Annotated in this window: 13 protein-coding genes; 7 read left to right on the top strand and 6 right to left on the bottom strand. The window is 57.6% G+C overall.

The window, feature by feature from the left end; all coding sequences use genetic code 11:
- Positions 1-162 precede the first annotated feature (162 nt).
- Positions 163-1,047 (bottom strand): mechanosensitive ion channel family protein, encoded by an 885-nt coding sequence (locus HY298_25585; protein MBI3853632.1) that lies wholly within the window; start codon positions 1,045-1,047, stop codon positions 163-165.
- A gap of 176 nt (positions 1,048-1,223) precedes the next feature.
- On the opposite strand from HY298_25585, the gene HY298_25580 reads away from it, so the two are divergent.
- Genes HY298_25580 through HY298_25570 form a run of 3 tightly spaced genes read left to right on the top strand, consistent with a single transcriptional unit; the run spans position 1,224 to position 4,852 of the window.
- Positions 1,224-2,795 (top strand): methionine--tRNA ligase, encoded by a 1,572-nt coding sequence (locus HY298_25580; GenBank protein ID MBI3853631.1) that lies wholly within the window; start codon positions 1,224-1,226, stop codon positions 2,793-2,795.
- Positions 2,796-2,807: 12 nt separating this feature from the next.
- Entirely contained in the window at positions 2,808-3,824 is a 1,017-nt protein-coding gene (locus HY298_25575; protein MBI3853630.1) for a hypothetical protein, read from the top strand.
- A gap of 8 nt (positions 3,825-3,832) precedes the next feature.
- The gene (locus HY298_25570) at positions 3,833-4,852 is read left to right on the top strand and encodes a hypothetical protein (protein ID MBI3853629.1); all 1,020 of its coding nucleotides are present in this window, start codon (positions 3,833-3,835) and stop codon (positions 4,850-4,852) included.
- A 497-nt stretch (positions 4,853-5,349) separates the two neighbouring features.
- Here HY298_25570 and HY298_25565 read toward each other — a convergent pair whose 3' ends face one another.
- The 5 genes from HY298_25565 to HY298_25545 form a co-directional block, all read right to left on the bottom strand.
- Positions 5,350-8,211, bottom strand: coding sequence for a patatin-like phospholipase family protein (locus tag HY298_25565; protein ID MBI3853628.1), 2,862 nt, complete (start codon positions 8,209-8,211; stop codon positions 5,350-5,352).
- A 333-nt stretch (positions 8,212-8,544) separates the two neighbouring features.
- On the bottom strand, positions 8,545-10,029 hold the full coding sequence (locus HY298_25560; protein MBI3853627.1) for a hypothetical protein: 1,485 nt from the start codon (positions 10,027-10,029) through the stop codon (positions 8,545-8,547).
- 280 nt (positions 10,030-10,309) lie between these two features.
- Complete coding sequence (locus HY298_25555; GenBank protein ID MBI3853626.1) at positions 10,310-11,800, bottom strand: cytochrome c; 1,491 nt, start codon at positions 11,798-11,800, stop codon at positions 10,310-10,312.
- 894 nt (positions 11,801-12,694) lie between these two features.
- On the bottom strand, positions 12,695-13,144 hold the full coding sequence (locus HY298_25550) for a hypothetical protein (GenBank protein ID MBI3853625.1): 450 nt from the start codon (positions 13,142-13,144) through the stop codon (positions 12,695-12,697).
- Positions 13,145-13,173: 29 nt separating this feature from the next.
- Entirely contained in the window at positions 13,174-15,303 is a 2,130-nt protein-coding gene (locus tag HY298_25545) for a hypothetical protein (protein MBI3853624.1), read from the bottom strand.
- 509 nt (positions 15,304-15,812) lie between these two features.
- On the opposite strand from HY298_25545, the gene HY298_25540 reads away from it, so the two are divergent.
- The 4 genes from HY298_25540 to HY298_25525 all read left to right on the top strand — a co-directional run bounded on the left by HY298_25540 (position 15,813) and on the right by HY298_25525 (position 18,783).
- Positions 15,813-16,520: a type II secretion system protein gene (locus tag HY298_25540; GenBank protein ID MBI3853623.1), complete on the top strand. Its 708-nt coding sequence runs from the start codon at positions 15,813-15,815 to the stop codon at positions 16,518-16,520.
- A complete protein-coding gene (locus tag HY298_25535; GenBank protein MBI3853622.1) occupies positions 16,456-16,959 on the top strand; it encodes a hypothetical protein in 504 nt (167 codons plus the stop codon). Before HY298_25540 ends, HY298_25535 begins: the two co-directional genes overlap by 65 nt.
- 70 nt (positions 16,960-17,029) lie before the next feature.
- The gene (locus HY298_25530; GenBank protein ID MBI3853621.1) at positions 17,030-17,665 is read left to right on the top strand and encodes an NAAT family transporter; all 636 of its coding nucleotides are present in this window, start codon (positions 17,030-17,032) and stop codon (positions 17,663-17,665) included.
- Positions 17,666-17,787: 122 nt separating this feature from the next.
- Complete coding sequence (locus tag HY298_25525) at positions 17,788-18,783, top strand: 2-hydroxyacid dehydrogenase (GenBank protein ID MBI3853620.1); 996 nt, start codon at positions 17,788-17,790, stop codon at positions 18,781-18,783.
- The last annotated feature ends 362 nt before the right edge of the window (positions 18,784-19,145 follow it).

Below are 19,145 nucleotides of genomic sequence, written 5' to 3'. Positions count from 1 at the left end.
GGGTGAGCGGGTGGCAGGTTCATGGGCAGCCTCCACGTCCATCTTGCCGCGCATCCTGGCCATGAACCCGGCACTCCGAATCCTTGTCCCACCTGGGACAAGGATTGGGAGACAGGCCCGGCATGGTTCATGGGAAAGGAATTGGGACGGGCGTGGTTCGGATCATGACTTTTCAGGAGATGGAGATGACGAGACGAACGAACCCGAGCGCAGATGCACGTCGCGTTGCGGAAACGGAATTTCAATGTTGTTCTCACGCAATTTCTGTTCGATCGCAAAATTGAGATCACTGCGAAACGTCCGCGGGCTGACCGTCATCTCCGAGGACCAGACCGCCAATTCGAAATTAAGCGAGTTGTCGCCGAAGCCGGTCATGAACAGGGATGGCTTGGGCTCTTTCAGCGCCTTCGGATGTTCGGCGGCGACTTCCATCATCAAGCCTTGCAGCTTTTTCAAATCCGTTCCATAGGCGACGCCGAAGGGGATGCGGTAGCGCACGCGGGGATCGTCGTAACTCCAATTCGTGACGCTGTGCGTGATGAAATCAGCATTCGGCACAATGATCGCGATGTTGTCGTTCGTCACCACTGTCGTGCTGCGCAAGCTGATCTTCTTGACCTGACCAGCCACGCCGGAGATTTCCACCCGGTCGCCGATGGCGATGGGTCGCTCCGCCAGGAGAATCAAGCCGCTGACAAAGTTGCTGATGATGTTCTGCAGACCGAATCCCAGCCCGACCCCCACCGCGCCCGCCACGATCGCCAGCGAACTCAGGTCGATGTTTGCCATCTGAAACGAAATGTAAAAGCCGAGCGCTAGAAAGCAGTAGCCCATGATTTTGCCCAACGCGTATTGCAAGGAAGGTTCGAAGTGCGATCGTTTGAGCAGGCGCAGTGTAAAATGCCGGCGCAGGAAGCGCTCCACCACGATGACCACGCCGAACAACACGAATAACTTGATCAGGTCGGCCACGGTGAGCGCCTTGAACAAGTGGTAGTCCAGTATTGATCGAAGAACATCGAACAGCTTGTTGAAGAAATCATCCATGATTCAGTTGGGTTTCGTTGATGGCCCGGGCGCCTGCCGGCACGCAGCCCGGCATCAATACTTGAGCACAGGCTAGGAGATTGGCGGCCGCAATTCAACTTCCGTTTGCGGCGGCCCGCCCTCGCCAATTCCCGTGATTGCCAAGCCGACGCGCCTTCGCCACACTCCCGTCGCGCATGAGCAAGCGATTTTACATCACGACCGCCATTGATTACGTTAACGGCCAGCCGCACCTCGGCCATGCCTACGAAAAAATCATCAGCGATGTCATTGCCCGCAGTCACCGCAGCCTGGGTGAGGAAGTGTTTTATCTTACTGGTCTTGATGAACACGGCCAAAAAGTCCAGCAAGCCGCCCAAGCCGAAGGAAAAGACCCGCAAGCCTATTGCGATGAACTGGCCGCGTCGTGGAAATCGTTCGCCGCCAGGCTGGATTTGACTATCGACGATTTTGTCCGCACCACCGAGGCCCGACACAAGGAAGTTGTCCAGGTGATTTTGTCAAAGCTCCACGCCGCTGGACAATTTTATAAAGCGACTTACAAAGGGTTTTACTCGACCAGGGAGGAGACATTCCTCACCGACAAAGATCGCCGACCGGATGGCACGTTCGATCCCGCCTATGGCGAAGTCATCGAGTTGGAGGAAGAGAATTATTATTTCGACCTGAAAAATCACCAGCAATGGTTGATTGATTACATCAAGTTCAACCCAAGCTTTATCGCACCCGACTACCGTCGCAACGAAGTTCTCGGCTTCCTGAAAAACAACACCCTAGAAGATTTGTGCATCAGCCGTCCCGCGTCCCGTTTGAACTGGGGCATTCCCCTGCCCTTCGACAACAACTTCGTCACCTACGTCTGGTTCGATGCGCTGGTGAACTACGTCACCATTCCAGCTGCTCTCGGTGATCCGACGGTTGTCCACGCCTTAAACCCTCAACCCTCAACCCTCAACCCTCAACTCTCATTGTGGCCCGCCGATATCCACGTCATCGGTAAGGACATACTGAAATTTCATGCCGTGTATTGGCCAATCATGCTGAAAGCGATGGGGCTACCATTGCCCAAACAAATCCTTGCTCACGGTTGGTGGCAGAAAGACGGAGAAAAGATCAGCAAGAGCACCGGCAACATCGTTGATCCCATCACTGTAATTAACGAATGGGGGTTGGACGCCTTCCGGTTTTACGTTGTGCGCGAACTCGACATCGGCCCGGACGGAAACTGGACCGACGCCGGTTTTCAGGCGCGTTACTCCGCCGAACTCGCCAATGGTCTGGGCAACCTCGTGAACCGTTCCCTTTCGATGCTCAAACGCTATCGAAACGGTGTCGTTCCCCTGCAGCACGACGAGCTAGCTGAGTGGGCAAGCACCATAACAAAGTCCACCATTGCACATTTAAAAGATAATCTGTTGCAAGGTGCGCTGATTACCATCTGGATGCTCGTCGTCCGCGCCAATCAATACGTCCAGCTAACTGAGCCCTTCAAACTCGCCAAAGACCCGGCCCGAGCAGGACGCCTCGACGAAGTGCTTTACAACCTCGCCGAAAGCTGTCGCATCCTCGCGGTTTTGCTCTGGCCGTTTTTGCCTAGCACAGCAACGAAGATTTACGCACAGCTTGGCTTGAGCGGTTCACCCGACACATTCGCATTGGCTGAGTGGGGCGGCTTGCAAGCTGGCCACACAATCGGCGAGGTATCTCCGTTATTCCCGCGCAAAGACCAGCCGGCAAAGCAACCCTAGAATCATCACCGCATGGATTCACCAGACTGGGCCAATCTCAGCGATGAAGAATTGTTGGAGAAGAACATCCGGCAGTTGGGTCTGAAACTCGAAGGCACGGAACTTCAGCCTTTGATCCAGCAGTTATACGACGAGCTTGCGCAAAAGAATCTTGTCTTTCATCCCCCTTGTTTTGTCGGCGATGAGTGGTTCTGTCCCGTCGGTGTTCCGGCGATTTTCATTCCGTTCTTCCTCACGCACGAGCGGTTGAGAAAACTGGAGCGAAAAATCATTCTCGAAGTCGAAGGCGAAACCAAGCCGTGGTTCATGCAACTGATGCGCCACGAAGCGGCGCATGCCTACTCCTACGCTTACCAACTTTACAAAAAGAAAAAATGGCAGCAATGCTTTGGCCTCGCCTCAACCGAGGAAACTGACACCTACCGTCCCCGTCCCTACAGCCGTTCTTACGTCATTCATCTTGCCGACTGGTACGCGCAGAGCCATCCCGATGAGGATTTCGCCGAAACGTTTGCCGTCTGGCTCACACCCGAGTTTGATTGGCGGGAGCGCTTTGGCGGTTGGAAGGCATTGAAAAAACTGGAGTATGTGGACGAATTGATGCGCTCCCTTGCCGGCAAACCGCCCGTTCACCAGCCCACAATCCGCGCGACAGACTACGATTGTCTCAACCTCAAACTTAAAACTTACTACGCGCGAAAACGAAAACTCTACGAGGATTCCTACCCTGATTTTTACGACCGCGATCTAAAACAACTCTTTGCAGCCGGCGAAGGAGAGGCGCATCGCGAACGGGCTTCGCGCTATCTGCGCTCCCATCGCAAACCCATCATGGACTCCGCCTGTCGCTGGACAAACGAGAAGAAATATCGCGTGAATCGCTTGTTGACGCGGCTTATCGATCGCTGTGATGAACTCAATCTCTATGTCGCTAACGATGACCCGACACTCCACTTACAAGTCGCCTCTTACATCACGTCGCTGGTGATGAATTATCTGTTCACCGGCAAATTCAAACGTTCAAAATAATCCCCACGGTGAAGAAGAAACAAAAAGTCCTCGCGCTGTTCGACGCCATGGGGCCAACCACCCTGGACCAGAATCTCAGCAAGGAACTCAAGACCAAAGATTGGGAAACCGAAGCCAACGTCCTCGAAGCGCTGGCGACGCTGGGCTACCCGAACGAGCACCTGGCGATCTTCGACGACACCGATTTGATCAGCCAGAAGATTGAAAGCTTTCAGCCCGACATCATCTTCAATCTGGCCGACCAGTTCAAAAACAATCGCGCGTTCGACCAGAACATCGTTTCGTTTCTTGAACTGCAGGACGTGCCGTTCACCGGCTGCGGCTCGACCGGGCTGACACTGTGCAAAAACAAGGGCATCTCGAAAAAGATTCTCGGTTATCACCGTATCCACGTTCCGGATTTCACAATCATTCCGCGCGGCAAACGCATCGCCCGCCCCAGCCGGCTTGCCTTTCCCATTTTCATAAAACCTTTGAAGGAAGAAGCGTCTTACGGAATCGCCCAGGCTTCGTTCGTGGAAAATGACGAGCAATTCAAACAACGCGTCGCATTCATTCACGAAAAATTTGATCAGGACGTGATCGCCGAGGAATACATCGAGGGCCGGGAGCTTTACGTCGGCATTCTCGGCAACCATCGCCTTCAGGTGTTGCCCATTCGCGAGTTGACCTTCAAGGAAGTGCCGCCCGACGAACCCAAGTTCGCCACCTACAAAGCCAAGTGGGACGAGGAGTATCGCAAGCGTTGGGGGATCCGAAATGAATTTGCGAAGGAACTCGATGCGGACCTCGTTCAACGCATCGAATCGATCTGCAAGAAAATCTACCGGCTGCTCGCCATCGACGGTTACGCGCGGCTCGACCTGCGATTGACCCCGCAAAACGAAGTCGTGTTCATCGAAGCCAACCCCAATCCCATCCTCGCCCGCGAAGAAGACTTTGCCGAGTCCGCCAAAAAGGCCGACATCCCCTACCCCAAGCTCATCGACAAAATCATCAATCTCGGCAAACAAACCACACGCGATTAGCCGACGTTCGCCCTCACCGCACGAGTTAAAAAACCATCTGAGCTTTTTACCTCTCGTTCTCCCTCACCCCGGCCCCTTCCCATGAACGCTGTTGCGCAGTCCGTCCCGGCTGCGAGTTGCGGCAGCGTCCCGCTGCCAGCGCGAACGCCCGGCGGGACGCCTGGCCAACTCGCAGGCGAAGACGCCCGCGCTACGTCGTCGCCCGTCTGGTTCAGGGGTTTAATGTGCGAAATGTCCTTTCGGGCAATTCCCTCCCCAAGGAGCGGGAGCTGCCATCGCCCAACCTCTGATTGCTCGGTGACTCTCCTGCCAACTCCAACGCCCGATCTTCCAAAGGAGTGGCGAACGATTCGCCCTCTCCTTGGGGAGAGGGTCGGGGTGAGGGAGGACGTAAAGCATTTTCAACGCAAAGACGCCAAGACGCCAAGGCGCAGGGAAAACAGCAGAACTTCTTTGCGTCTTCGCGCCCCGCAAACGCCAGCGTCGATGACGTCGCACTATTCAGTTTTTGCAATCGGCGAGTTGACGGAGGAGACCTCGACTTTTTCCTTCCAGCCGTCAAGCGGAGGACATTCGGCATACTGGCAGGCCCGGGCGACAAACGTACTGAGTTCATCTGCCGGTTGGCCGTCCAGGGGTTGCGCACGTAATGGGTCCTGGTAAATCCGGTCAATGACGAATTGGCCCAATGCGCGATAGCTCTCGAACTGCGATTCACTGAACCACTGGTCGCCGGTGGTCTCGTGCGGGAATTCCTGGCTGGCGCGCGAATAATTGTAGATGTCCCGCGGCTCGTCACCGCACAAGGCGGGCTTCAAGTAAATCAGTATCCCTTTCCTCGCGCCTTCATCGATGCTGCCGTAATCAATCTCCGCCACCGCGCAGTATTTCCCGAGCCGTTTCCCTTCGTCTCCAATACGCGAGAAGATGTCGAACTTCTTGATTTCAATTCTTACGCCGAGGTCCACCCGCACTTTGCGGATGGCGTTGCCGAGGTCTTCGAGGTTGCATTTGGGGTCGCAGCCGGCGTCGCTGACCACGATGAGCCGGCAGCGGCGCAGGATCATTTCGTAGAAGCCAAGATTTTCGAAGTGCCCGCCGTCAGAAAGATAAACGTAAGGGCTGGTGCTGTCGGTGAGGCCCAGTCCCTCCTTGACCATGTGGCGCACGGGCGAACGCGGCGCGGAGTCGTGAAAGGTGTCATGCCCCATCGCGCCGGGATTGCCGAGCCACCAGCCGAGCCGGACGTTGAACAGCGTCATGAGCAGGGCGACGACCGGCGAGGAATGATAACCTTGATTCGGGCTGGCCGCTGCGCCCGAAACTGCCATCGCGGTGCCAAGCGAAAGGCCGTTTTTAGGCTGGCCGATTTTTCTCAGACTCAAAGCGTAATGTTTGGTGAAGCGGTAGCCGAGCCGGAAATTCCCGCAGTGCAGGGTGCTGGCAGTGAAGGTCTCGGCCTTGCGCTCCTGCCACGCGAGGTTTTCGCCGGTGACGAGGTTGAGCGCCATGTTGACGATGTGCAAGGGCCGCTGCGGCCGCGCGGAGTTGCCCGGATCGCGCAGTTCCTGCAGCGGCAGATTGTCGCAGGGGTCGAAGCCGGTGAAGGGATTGGGGTCGCGTCTGGGATTGGAAGCGCCGAGATAGGCGCGCACGAGCCGATTGCGATAAATGGCGTGGAGCGAGAATTTGTTCACGTTGATGAATCGCGAAAGTAACCATCCCACGAAAGCGCCGACGAGGAGGAATCCGGCGGTCAACCACCACGGTGCGCTGCTGACGACCTGACAGAAATCCTTCCCCGCGTGAAGCCCCGAGTAGGTTTTGAGGTCGGAGACCAAGGGGCTCAATGGTTTCGCGGCCGTGACCAACAGCCTACTGGTGGCGAGTGAAAGGCCGGCCACCAGCGCCGCGAGCGAGATCGGCGCGGCCAGGGTCAGCGCCTTATCGAGAGAAAAGGCAAACGGGCTTTCCTTGGTTTTCCGTTCCTTGTTCGCCGCTGTGCTGCCGTTGTGGCCGACGATCAGGGTGAACAGTCCGCTGATGCCGCCGAGCGCGCCAAGGAGTTTCGGCAGCGCGAGCAATCCCAGGGGCGCAAATAAAACCAGGGCACCAAACAGGCTCCAGCCGACGATGGCGATGAGCAGCCACGCGCCCATCCGCGCCCACCATTCGCGGTCCTCGTCGGAAGTCACGTCGCTCACGACGCCGATGAAGAGGGTTGCCGCGACGAGGAACAACATCAGAAACACCGGCGCGGCAAAACAACTGAACAACATCGAACCCAGCGCAGAATTGGCATTCCGCACACTCAGGGATGCGGCACTCCACAAAAAAACGCCGCCCACCGCGCCGATGACCAGCGTGAGAAAAAATTCCTTGCGCAGATCGGCCCACTTGCCGGCGCGCCAGCGCTGCAAAAAACATTCCGCCAGAAGCCAGCCGGCAAAGTGCAGGACCGCGCCCAGCAGGCAATAGTTCATAATTTCCGGCTTCACTTCCGGCGTTCCACCGACGATTCCCAGGAACCATTTCAGGGCCGCGTTGCTTGTGTCCGTGTCGAGGCCGTTCTGCACCCACGACCACGAGGTGGTGATGCAAATCGCCGCCGCACACATCGGCGCCAAACACCAGAGGAGGAAGCTCTGTTGGTCGCGCCGCAGGAACCAGCCGCGGCTGTGTCGCTGTAAATCGTCCCGTGCCGCCGGGCGGTTCATCGCACTGTAGGCCATGCCCCACGCGGCCAGCAGAAACCCGGAGAAAAATCCCGCCGCGATCAGCCAGTCCGGCGGGGTCAGGTTCAGCAGTGACGCGTGAACGCGCGGCAAGGCGAAGAGCGCCAGCAGAATCGGCGCAAATACCACCCAGTTCAACAGCAGGTTGCGCAAATACGTCGCGGCCAGCACCCAGGTGTCGGCGGAGAACAAGCCGAGTTTCGGGCTGAGGTAATTGCTGTATTTGCGCAGATGGCTCAACGGTTCCGGCTCCGGATCGGTGACCGAATCAGGCTTGCCCGCTTTGAGTTTGTCGCACACCGCGTCCACTCCACCCGCGTGATGAATCCACGAACTGAGCCAGCTTCCGATATAGCCGCCGCCGGAAACGGTCGAAAGGTAATCAAAATGTTTCAACACTCCGTGCTTCGCGAGTCCCTGCGCCACCCCGAGCGCGAAGGTGGCGCTGCGGATGCCGCCGCCGGAAAAACAGAGTGCCGCGCTGCCGGCACCGGCATGGATTTGCCGGTAGATTCTTTCGAGATGAATGTCCGAGATTTTTCTGATGTGGTCTGGAAACGCCTCCTCCAGCAGGAGGCGGTTGAGCCGCGTGAGTTCGGCTGGGTCCAGCTCCAGTCGGGTCATCGCGACCGTTTCTTTTTTCAATCCGGCTTTGGGAAAATCACGATCGTGATAAAGGCAGCTCGGTGTTCGCAACAATTTGTTGAGCCACCGCGCCCGCTCTTCCTTGGTCGCGGAGGCGGGCAGTTGGGCCTGCTCGTCGGCGGGAAACAGCAGTTTGATTTTGGCAAGGAGTTCCTCGCTGGATTCTTTCAGGTGATCCGGCGCGAAGTCCCAGGAGAACGTGGTCGTCGCGCCGCCGTGGAGGGCGGCGTGTTCCTGGTCCAACACTTCAAAGAACGGGACCGGAAGTTTCCGCCGGTAGCTGGCAGTATGGAAGATTTTTTCGAGCATGGCCTAAAGGGTTTTCAGATATTCAATCAAGGATTGTTTCTCCGCGTCACTCAACCCGGTGCCGTAGGTGTGCCCCTGGTTGCCGTTGCCGCGTTCTTTTGCGTCGTGCTTCCAGCCAACGCGGATGGCTGGCGGCGCATGCGAGATGAAACCGACGTTGACCGGGTCGAACACATCGTAGCCTCGGTAGAAGTAAGCCGGGCGCTTGTCCACCGGTTCGAGCAAGTCACGCAGCGTCGGCACGGAACCGTTGTGCAGATAGGGCGCGCGCATCCAGAGACCGTCGAGCGGCGGTGAACAGTAACCAAAATTCTTCACCATGTTCGGACGAGTGATGCCCAGTCGCTTCACCGCGTCGTTGGCCTGGTCGGCGGCGGGTTGGGTCCAGGTGTCGAGGCGCTCGCGGTCGGTGCCGATCTCCTCGATGGGAATCGGCTTGTTCGTGCGCGGCTTGCCCACGTCGTGACATTCGGCGCAGTGGCGGTCGTAAATCGGCTTGCCCTGCCCCGCGAGCGCCGCGTCGATGGGGAACGGATATTTTGGTGGCGGCAGCGTGCTGAGGAAATTGTCGAGGTCCTCCATTCGTTTGATGAACCAGCGCCGCCGTTTGAGCGCCCAGTTCAGCCGGTCAATGGGATTGCTCTTGTCCGGGGCCGCACCGAGACCGAGCGCAGAGTCGATGAGCACCGAACGCACGGCGGGTGTATCGCAGCTCCAGTTGAGAAAAAGATTCGTGCCTTTGCGGGATTGCAGGTTCCAGTTGCTCGGGAAGTCGGCCTGACCCGTCGAGTTGTCCACGGGCATCGAGGTCATGAAATATTTCGTGAGGTTCATCGGGTCGTCACGGCCCGGCCCCCAATCCGGCCAGCCGGGGCGGTTCATCCAAGCGAACTGTTGCTTTTGGGCCTGCAGCGCCCGCTTGGTGAAGGGGATGATGACGAAGCGATAAAGCTGGCGGTCGATGAACGATAGTTTGGTCTCGCGGTCAATCTCCTCCAGAATGTTGCTGGCGTTGAAACGGGAATCGTCGCCGGCCTTCGCCAGGAAACGGAGCAGCCCTTGCACATCAACCGTGTTCGCGGGCGAAGCGACGACCACGTGGGGAACTTCGTCCTCCTTGCTGCGCCAGGTGCCCACGTGGCAAATGGCGCAGTTGTTGGCGATGCGTGGAAAGCCGACGACTTTCTTGCTGAAGCCAACGGGGATTTCCTTCCCTTCTTCCCAGACGAGACCGAAAGATTTGTAACCTCCGGGGCCGGGCATCAAGTCGGGAAAGATACGCGGCATCACCACCCAGATCCAATACGGCAGGCCGCGCGAAAACTCTGCGCCGATGGAGCCGTATTTGAACCGCTCGGCTTCGTTGGCGAAGGGCGGTTGGTCCTCCTCACTGAAGAATTTATACCAGCCGAACAACGCGCCGGCACCACCGAGCACCATGAGCATGATGACCGTGATAAGGATTTTGCGCTTCGTTTTGGTTTTCATGGTTTGGAGATTGCTGGACGGAGGAAGGTAGGGCGCGTCACTTTGTGCGCGCCGGGCCTGGGAGGGTTTGGGAGCGGCGCGCACGGAGTGACGCGCCCTACCTTGAGGTTAATGGGAAGCCTCCGTGGTTCTTTGACCACGAATCGGCACCATGAACCCACCCCTGACCCCTCCCAGGAGGGGAACAGAACGACGGACGCGCGACGATAGTTCCCCTCCTGGGAGGGGTCAGGGGTGGGTCGGTTCATAGTGAGTGGCGACTCCAATTTCATAACTCAACCTAAAATGTTTTCATGTATTCCACGATCGCGTCCTTCTCGGCGCGACCAAGCCCCGTGCCGTATTCCCGACCTTCGTGTCCCGCATTCCCATTGCCGGGGAGGCCGGTGTCGATTTTGAAAAACTTCCGACCTTTCTCCTCGACCACATTCCAGACGAACCCGACGCGCTTGGGTTCATAGACATCGTAGCCGCGGTAAAACACTTTCGGCCGCTGCGAAGCCGGCTCGAGCAAGTCGCGCAGCGTTGGCACGGAACCGCTGTGCAGATATGGCGCGCGCAACCAGATGCCGTCCAGCGGCTGGTTGGCATAGCCGAAGGTCTTGCGAAAATGTTTGAAACGCTCCGCCGGATACGCCGCGTAGAGAAGGTTTTGATTCGCGCAAAGGTCCACCGAATAGGAGTCCAGCCGGTGGCGGTCGGTTTTGATTTGCTCGATTGGAGTGATCTTGCCAACGAGTTCGCCGGTGAAATCGCTGCCGTTCCTGCCGTGGCAACGGGAACAATACTCCATGTAGAGCGACTCGCCCTTCGCCGCCAGAGCGCGGTCGATGGCATACGGGAATGGCGGCGGCGCGGCGTCGAGCAGCCAATCTTCCATCCGCTTGATCGAAGCGCGGTCGAGCGTTGGCGGCGTGGCGCCAGTGCCGAAACTGGCGCTGCGGTTGCGTTCCTCGACGGAGTCGTTGTTGCCGTCCCAGTGCAGATGCATTCCTTTTCGCTTGCGCTGATTCCAGACGGACGGGAAGTCGCAAATGCCGACCCACTCGTTGGTAGGGAGATTGTCCATGCGAAAATTCAACAGCACCTTCGGCGGGTTGAACGTGTCCACGCGACCCGGCCCATAATCCGGTTCGCGATCCATGAAGCTGAAACGCTGACGCAAGGTCAGCAGTCGTTGGCGCATGAGGTCGATGCCCACCAGCCGCAACAGGAGACGGTTCAGCCGATCCTCCGTCTTTTCCTTTGCGATCTCATCCATGAGGCGAGCCGCGTTGAAATTTTCATCGATGGCGCACGCCGAAAGGAAGCGTTGGAAGGCCTGAAGATCGATGGTGTTCGCCGGCATGCCAACGATGATGCGCGGCTTGCTCTCCGGTGTATCGCGCACGGTGCCGACGTGGTAGATGGCGCAGTTGAGGAAAATTCGGTCAATTCCCTGCACGTTGCGGCGCGACGTGCCGACGGGGAATTCCTTGCCGTCCTCGAAAATGAAACCGAGTGATTGCAGCCCCTTGCCGGGGAGGTAACCATCGAACAAGGTCGGAATCGCTTTCCAGAGTGAGAGCGGGATGCCCGAAGTGCGTTCGCCGCCGGTGGAGCCGTATTTGAAATGCTCCACCGGGTCTGCGTAGGTCACCGGTCGGTCGCGGTTGAAACGCACCATCGCGCAGATGACCACGAAGACAAACACCAGACCGAGCGTGGCCCAAAAACGCCGCCAGCGGTAGGGCGTCGGTTCGTATTGGAAGCTGACGATGAAATCGATCAACCGCTTTTTGCCCCACCAGACTTTGCCGAGGTAAAGGCCGGGCGCAACCTCGCGGATTTCATCGCGGATCATTTTCGCGACGAGCGACGTCTTGGAGTAGTCGAGGACGATGCACTCGTTTTGATCGAGCCAGCTCTTGTCTTTGTAAACTTTCGCTTTGATCGCATGGGCACTGAAGGGCGAGATGCGGTTGACCAACCAGCCTTTCGCGCGATGAAAGACTTTGCCTTGCCAGCAGAACCAGCGGACAAACCAAGCGAGGAACTTGCCACAGAGCGTCGCCGGACAAATCAACACCGTGCCGGTGCACTCCCCATCGGGAAGGGTGCCGGCGGCAGACTTTCTGAACAACTCGTCCAGTTCAGCCTGCGACATCTTCAACAACTGCGCGCGGTCAATGGGCATAGATGCTATGGCTCAATAACAACTTCCCTCTCCCCTTTCCGAAGGGGAGAGGGTCAGGGCGAGAATTCTCCGAACTTCGCACGCGCCTTGCGGCCCTTGAACCGAATGGAATGTGGGTGGTCGCGTCAGCGTTTGGAGTGCGGCGACTTGTCGCCGCTTTGAGAAGGTGCCGACTCCAGAGCGGGGGTGTCTTCTCCACACGCCCCGTGTAACAGCGGCGACAAGTCGCCGCACTCCAAACGCTCCGCGCGTATCCGACGGCTTGGAAAGCATCGCGGTTCCCTGACCCCTCCCAAGAGGGGAACAATCCACCGTGCGCCGCTTCCCTCCAGGGAGGGGCTGGGGGTGGGTTCAGGGGTCCAATGCGCGGAATTTTGATTCGGGAAATTCTCACCCCGGCCCTCTCCCCCGCAGCGGGGGAGAGGGAGAATCGTCGCCAGACCTTCACAGGTGAGGCACGCTTCCTTCCTCTGAAAATATCGACGATGCTCACTTGGGAAATTGCAGCGCGAAATCAACCAACCGGGTTTTGCCCCACCAGACTTTGCCGAGGTAAATTCTATTCGCCACGTCCACTAGACGAATCTCGTCGCGAATCTTGCGCGCGAGCAGCGACGTCTTCGAGTAATCGAGGACGATGCACTCCTTCCCGTCCAGCCAGCTTTGGGTGAAGTAAACGCGCGCGACAATCGCTTGCACGCCCGCGGTGGTGATCTTGTTCATCAGTGTCGCACCATTACCGTCGGGGTTTTTGGTCAACACCTTCCCCTGCCAGGCGAAATCATGGACGAAGCGCGCAATCAGCCGCGACCAAAAGGTGCCCGGGCAGACGATTGCAGTGCCGGCCGCATTACCTTCGGGGATGGGGCCGGGAGGATTGGTTTTGAACAGGCCGTCCAACTCGGCCTGCGACTTGTTCATCAGGTCAGCCATTTCCATACGGATCCTTTTGGTTGTCGCTCCGCGAGCTAGAGCGTCTTGAGGTATTCGATCAACGCGCGTTTGTCGGCGTCGGGCAACTCCGTGCCGAAATAGTGGCCGCGGTCTTCGATCAAATCAGGGCACTTGCTGGCTTTGAAGAGCGCCGGTGCGACCTCGGCCTTGAGCAAGTCCTTGGCCGCGGCGGAATCGAGCTTCTCCAGTTTGATTTTGAGCATCGCCTTTTTGATCTTCAGGCAAAGCGCTACCAGTTCTTTGGGGTCCGTGTCCGGATCAATGTTGGCGAGCAAGTTGACCGGCGTGCCCTCGGGAATGGGGCCGAGGCGAAAGTAACCGTCCGCGTCCGTATGCGGCTTGAGCAACGTGCGCAACGGTTCGGGCAGAACGCTCTCCTGAATCTGCAGGTTGCATTCCTGGCTGGTGCGCCAGATGGATGCTTTGTCGAGACGCTTCTCAGGCCACAGCAGTTTCTCAATGGCGTCGTTGAATGCCGCCATCCGGCCTTTGACGGACGGATCGCCGGTAAATTTGCCGAGCGCATTGTTGTGCAGCAACGGTGCCGACGACCAGACGCTGATCAACGACGGTGTCCGGTAATAGCCCGTCCCGCCGCCCGGCACCGTGAACTTCTCCGTCTGATCGGTGTAGGGATTCCAGACCTCGATGTCGCCGACCGAGGGAAGATTCTTGTAAGTCTCAGAGGAGAACGAGTCCCAGACGTGGCCGCGCTTGGCGTTGGTGGCACAGGCGCGAGCGGCGTTGCTCTTGATTTTGCTGATAAGCTGACGCTTGTCGTCGGAGAAGAAGTTACCGTCGCGGAAATCGGTCTTGACGATTTCATTGCGAAACCAATCCTCCGCGTCCTGGCCAGCGGGCGGGCGTTTGCTCGAATGACATTTCGCGCAGTTCTCGGCGAAAACCAGTTTGCCGCGCGTCATCACCGCTTCGTCCTGGCTGATGAGATCCTTGCCCCCCGGCGCATCTTCCAGGCGAAAGGATTGGAGGCGCATGAAAAACTTCGCAACATTTCCAAACTTTGTCTGCGTCGCCAGCCAATAGACGGAATGCTTCTGCGCAGTCGCGATGCTGAAGGGCTTTTGCTTGCGCAGTCCGATGAGCGCGTTGTGTTGCTGCAACCAATGCTGGGAATAGCTGCCGATGTTGACGTAAACGCGCAGCGTCGCGCCGGGCACGCCAACCGAATCTGCACCGTCCTTGAGCACATGTGGGACTTTCAGCTTCGCCGTCACAGTGGGAAGATTCAGCGTATCGCCGGCCAGGGATTCTTCCTCGGCGACCGACAAGCGTTCACCCAACACGAAGATGGGATTGATCGCGTTTGGATTATTGATGTTGTCGGTGGCAATGCGCGAGGTGTCCGAGGTGCCGGGCGGCTGGGTCTTGAGCATCTCCCAGAAAAACCCGCCGGGTTTCACGTTGTGGGCAAAGACCGCGCCTTCACGAATGTATTGATTGCCGATGGCGGAGGCGAGGTCCTCCCACTTCGGGTTTTCCGGGTCCGCCGGCGGGTGGCAGGGATGAAACGCGATGTGACACGAGCCGCACGCAACGCCGACCCGATACGGTCGCACCAGGTCATGGCGGACGGCGTAGTCAGCGTCGGTGTAGTAGCGTTCGCCGTTCCAGTTCTTCACGGCGTCGCCTTTGAAATCGGGATTCTCAAACAGCCGGAAGCCCATGATGCCCGTGGGGTGACCATAGACTTTCGGATCGATCTCCGGCGGCTCAGGCGTGTCGGCTTCGTCAATCCACAGGCCGTATGGGTCCGGCTTGGCGGCCCGTCGGAAACCCGGCTCGTTGATCAGGCCAAGTTCCTTGAAGCGGGTGCCGCGCTTGCGCGAATCAATCGTCTTGAGCAAATCAATCAGTCCGAAACTCTCCCGCGCCATGCGGTCCCAGAACTGTTCGTCGCCGCCGCACCAGAGATTCCAGGTGTTGCGGCCCTTGATCTCGTCCGGCGCCAGGGCGATGCCGCCGTCCATCGGCTTGAACACATCGGCGGCAATTTCCGCAAAATCCTCCGGCTTGCGACCGCCGGCGGAATCTTCGAGCGAACCTTTGGGCGTGCAACCGGCGACGGCCATCAAAACAAGACTGCACGCCAGGAGCCGGGCAGAAACGAACAACGTTGTTTTCATAGGCGTAATCCTTTTTGAGTCAGGCAGCAGCGACTCAAAGCGCATGACACGCTTTCATGAATCAACTGGTTCAAACGGGTGCGACCACTTCCTTCGCGGTTTTATAGTCGTGGCCTGGCGGCAGTGCAACAAATTATTTGAGGCCGACAGCAATTTATGGAGACGCTTGGAGTTTCGGAGAATAATGCCCTGCCTTACGGGGGGAATTTCCGAAACTTTATGTCATCGCACATCCGTGCCTTCACCAATTCGCCAGCGCGGATGAAACAGAACTGAGATCGCCACACTTTCGCGGGTGCGTGGCGGGCAACTTCACAAATCGGAAGCAGCGGCGGGCGTCCCCGCCTGTCGCTACAAGATTTTTAGTTCCACCCGGCGACCGCGCGTTAAGTTATTCGGAATGAACCATTGACTTTTTTTGGCGGTCGGTTCATTTTTGGGGTGCAATCAAGAAGAAAAGGATTACGGAGCTAAATATGACGAAATCGTTTATCCTCACCCGCCGCAGCATTAATCGGAAGGGCTTCACGCTGATCGAACTGCTGGTAGTAATCGCCATCATCGCCATTCTTGCGGGGCTGTTGCTGCCGGCGCTGGCCAAAGCCAAGGAAAAGGGCAACCGGGCCAAGTGCCTCAACAACTTAAAGCAGATTCTATTGTGCACGCACATGTATGTTCATGATTTCAACGATACGCTGCCATACACGGGTTGGAGTTCAGGTCAAACCGAGGTGCCCAACTGGTGCTATACTCGCACTACTGGCAAACCCAAAGACGTCATTGAAAGGGGTCAGTTGTGGCCCTACCACAAACAGGGAGGACTCTATTGGTGTCCCCTTGAACGCACGAACAACGCTGCCTTTCGCGCGCGGGAGATGCAGGTAACCAGCTACACGATGAACGGCTCGGTTTCGGCCTTTGGGACGAGTCCCACGGGCAAGCCATGGGTCAGCTATAAAATGTCGCTGTTTAAGCCCCACTTTATGATTTATTGGGAGTCGGATGAGATGCAATACACCTACTACGACAATGCGACGAGCAATCCTACTGAAGGGGTCAGCAAGCGTCATAGTGGCGGCATCGTGATGGGCATGTTCGGCGGGCAGACCGAGTTCATCAAGTTTAAGGCATACGCGCTCGAGGCCGGTATCGGTGGATATCCGGGCCAACGCCCCGGGCGCATGTGGTGCAATCCAGGATCAAGAGACGGTACCTAATCGCGAGGAACAGAAATATGTTGGGTTCATCTGGGCTTTTCAATTTATGAGGAAAACACTTGACCATGTTGCTTGCGGTTTCGGCGCCATTCTGCTTATGGCTTTTAGTGGTTGTACCAAGTCCACAAGTGACGGTCTCCCGACCGCGAGCACTCCCAAAGAGGCCGCCTCCCAAATCCAGGAAGCGTTCGTGAGCGCTCCCGCTGAAGTAAGAAGCGAGGCCAAGGTCGCTTCAGAGGCCCTGCGAACCGCAGACTACGAAAAAGCCATTGTGTCACTGGAGGTCATGAAGGCCCGTCAAAACCTCACGTTTGAGCAAGGCATGGCCGTGCACAACTCAATGGTCGCTTTGGAAACCAAATTGCTCACAGCCATGGAGGCCGGTGATCCAAATGCCAAGCGGGCCATCGAACTGTTGAAAGCGAGCCGCCGAAATTAGACCCTTGCGGATTCAAGTTCGCCAGCCTCGTTGCGAATGGCTTGAGTGACCCCTGCGGCCGCGGCACGACATGAAATTGTTCGAATTCATCCTGCTGGCGACCAGTTCGTTGTTCGTCATCGTCGATCCCATCTCCACGGTGCCGGCGTTCCTGGCCATGACCCCGCTCGATTCGGCGGAACAAAGAATCAAGATGGCCCGCCTCGCCTGTTGGGTCATGGCCGTGGTGCTCCTGGTCTTTTCGGTCGCCGGCAAATTGATCTTCCAGTTTCTCGGCATCACCCTGCCCGCGTTTCAAATCGCGGCCAGCGTCATCCTCCTGCTCGTGGCGCTGGACATGTTGCGCGCGCAACGCTCGCGCACGCAGGAAACCAGCGAGGAAACCGCCGCCGCCGCCGAGAAGGCCGACATCGCCATCACGCCGCTGGCCATTCCGATGCTTGCCGGACCGGGCGCCATCTCCACTGTCATTCTGCTCCACAACCAGGCTCGGGGTCTGGCGCAACACGTGGCACTGTATCTTTGCATCGTCGCCGTCTCCGCCGCCAGCTACGTCATTTTGCGGCTCGCCACACGCGGCGCGCTCTGGCTCAACCCCATCGCCATGAAAATCACCACCCGCATCATGGGCATGCTGCTCGCCGCCCTGGCGGTTCAATTCCTGTTAAACGGACTTCGGGAGTTGAAGGGCGATTTGCTTCCATAGGTGATGAACGACCGCCAAAGCGAAAGACAGAAATCAGTGATCAGAGATGGCGTTTCACCTTTTTCTTCAAGGCACTCAACTCTCAACCATCAACGCTCAACACCCGGGAGCAGGCAACCATGATCGAAGCCGCCTTTTACGACGCCAAACCCTACGACCGGCAATATTTCGAACGCGCCGGAGCGAGTGACCGTATCCACTGGCGCTTTCACGATTTCCGTTTGAACGTCGAAACCGCGGGCACCGCCGCAAACGCCGATGTCGTCTGCGTTTTTGTCAACGACCGGGTTGATCGCGCCTGTCTGGAAACGCTGGCGCAATTGCGCGTGAAACTCGTCGCGCTCCGTTGCGCCGGCCACAACAACGTGGACTTGGCCGCGGCCAAAGCATTGAAGCTTCCGGTCGTGCGCGTGCCCGCCTACTCGCCGCACGCCGTGGCCGAACACGCGATCGGCTTGTTCCTGACCCTCAACCGCAAAATCCATCGGGCCTACAATCGCGTCCGGGAACACAATTTCTCCCTCAACGGTCTCGTCGGATTCGACCTTTGCGGCAAGACCGTCGGCATCATCGGCACCGGCCGGATTGGCAAAATCACGGCGCAAATCTTTCGTGGCTTCGAGACAACCGTCCTGGCCTACGATCCGTTTCCCTCGCCCGACTGGGCCGCGCAGCACGCCATTCATTACACCGATTTGAACCACCTCCTGGCTGCCAGCGACGTGGTTTCCCTGCACCTCCCGCTGTTGCCCGAAACGTATCGGCTGTTGAAGGCCGGCACGATTGCGCAGATGAAACGCGGCGCGGTCATCGTCAACACCAGTCGCGGCAAACTCATCGACACCACCGCGCTGATTGACGCCCTCAAGTCCGGTCAGCTTGGCGGCGTGGCGCTGGATGTGTATGAAGAGGAGGAAGGGATTTTCTTTGAAGACCACTCCGGCGACGTCCTCCAGGATGATGTCCTTTCGCGCCTGTTGACCTTTCCGAATGTGTTGATCACCTCGCACCAGGCGTTCCTGACCCACGAAGCGCTGATCGAAATCGCGCGTGTCACCTGTGACAACATTCTCAAACTGCAAACCCGCGAACCGTTCCTGGCGGGGACGACGTTGTAAGAAGAAGCTGAAAGTTGAAAGCAGAAAGCAGAGAGCAGGAGACAGAGGAAACATTCAACATTCAACATTCAACCTCGAACGGCGGCAGAGTAGGAGACGACGTGAGGAGACTCTGACTGAACAATCTGAAATGCTGGAATCAGCAGTGGCCGAACTCTCAACCCTCAACTCTCAACTATCTCTGAGGTCAGTGGTCCGTAGTCGGAAGTCATGGGTCAGAACGAGAAATTTCCAAAAGTTGTGGATGGCGGGGGGTGGAGGGCATCCCAAGGGTAAATGTGTTTACGCTGCTATTGCCTTGGGGTTGAGTTCGACACCATCGACGAACTTCACTCCCGCGATCACGCGATCCAGTAACTCAT

The organism is Verrucomicrobiota bacterium, from assembly GCA_016200005.1.
In the GTDB taxonomy this organism is placed as follows: domain Bacteria; phylum Verrucomicrobiota; class Verrucomicrobiia; order Limisphaerales; family PALSA-1396; genus PALSA-1396.
This window is presented reverse-complemented; position numbering and strand designations above follow the sequence as displayed.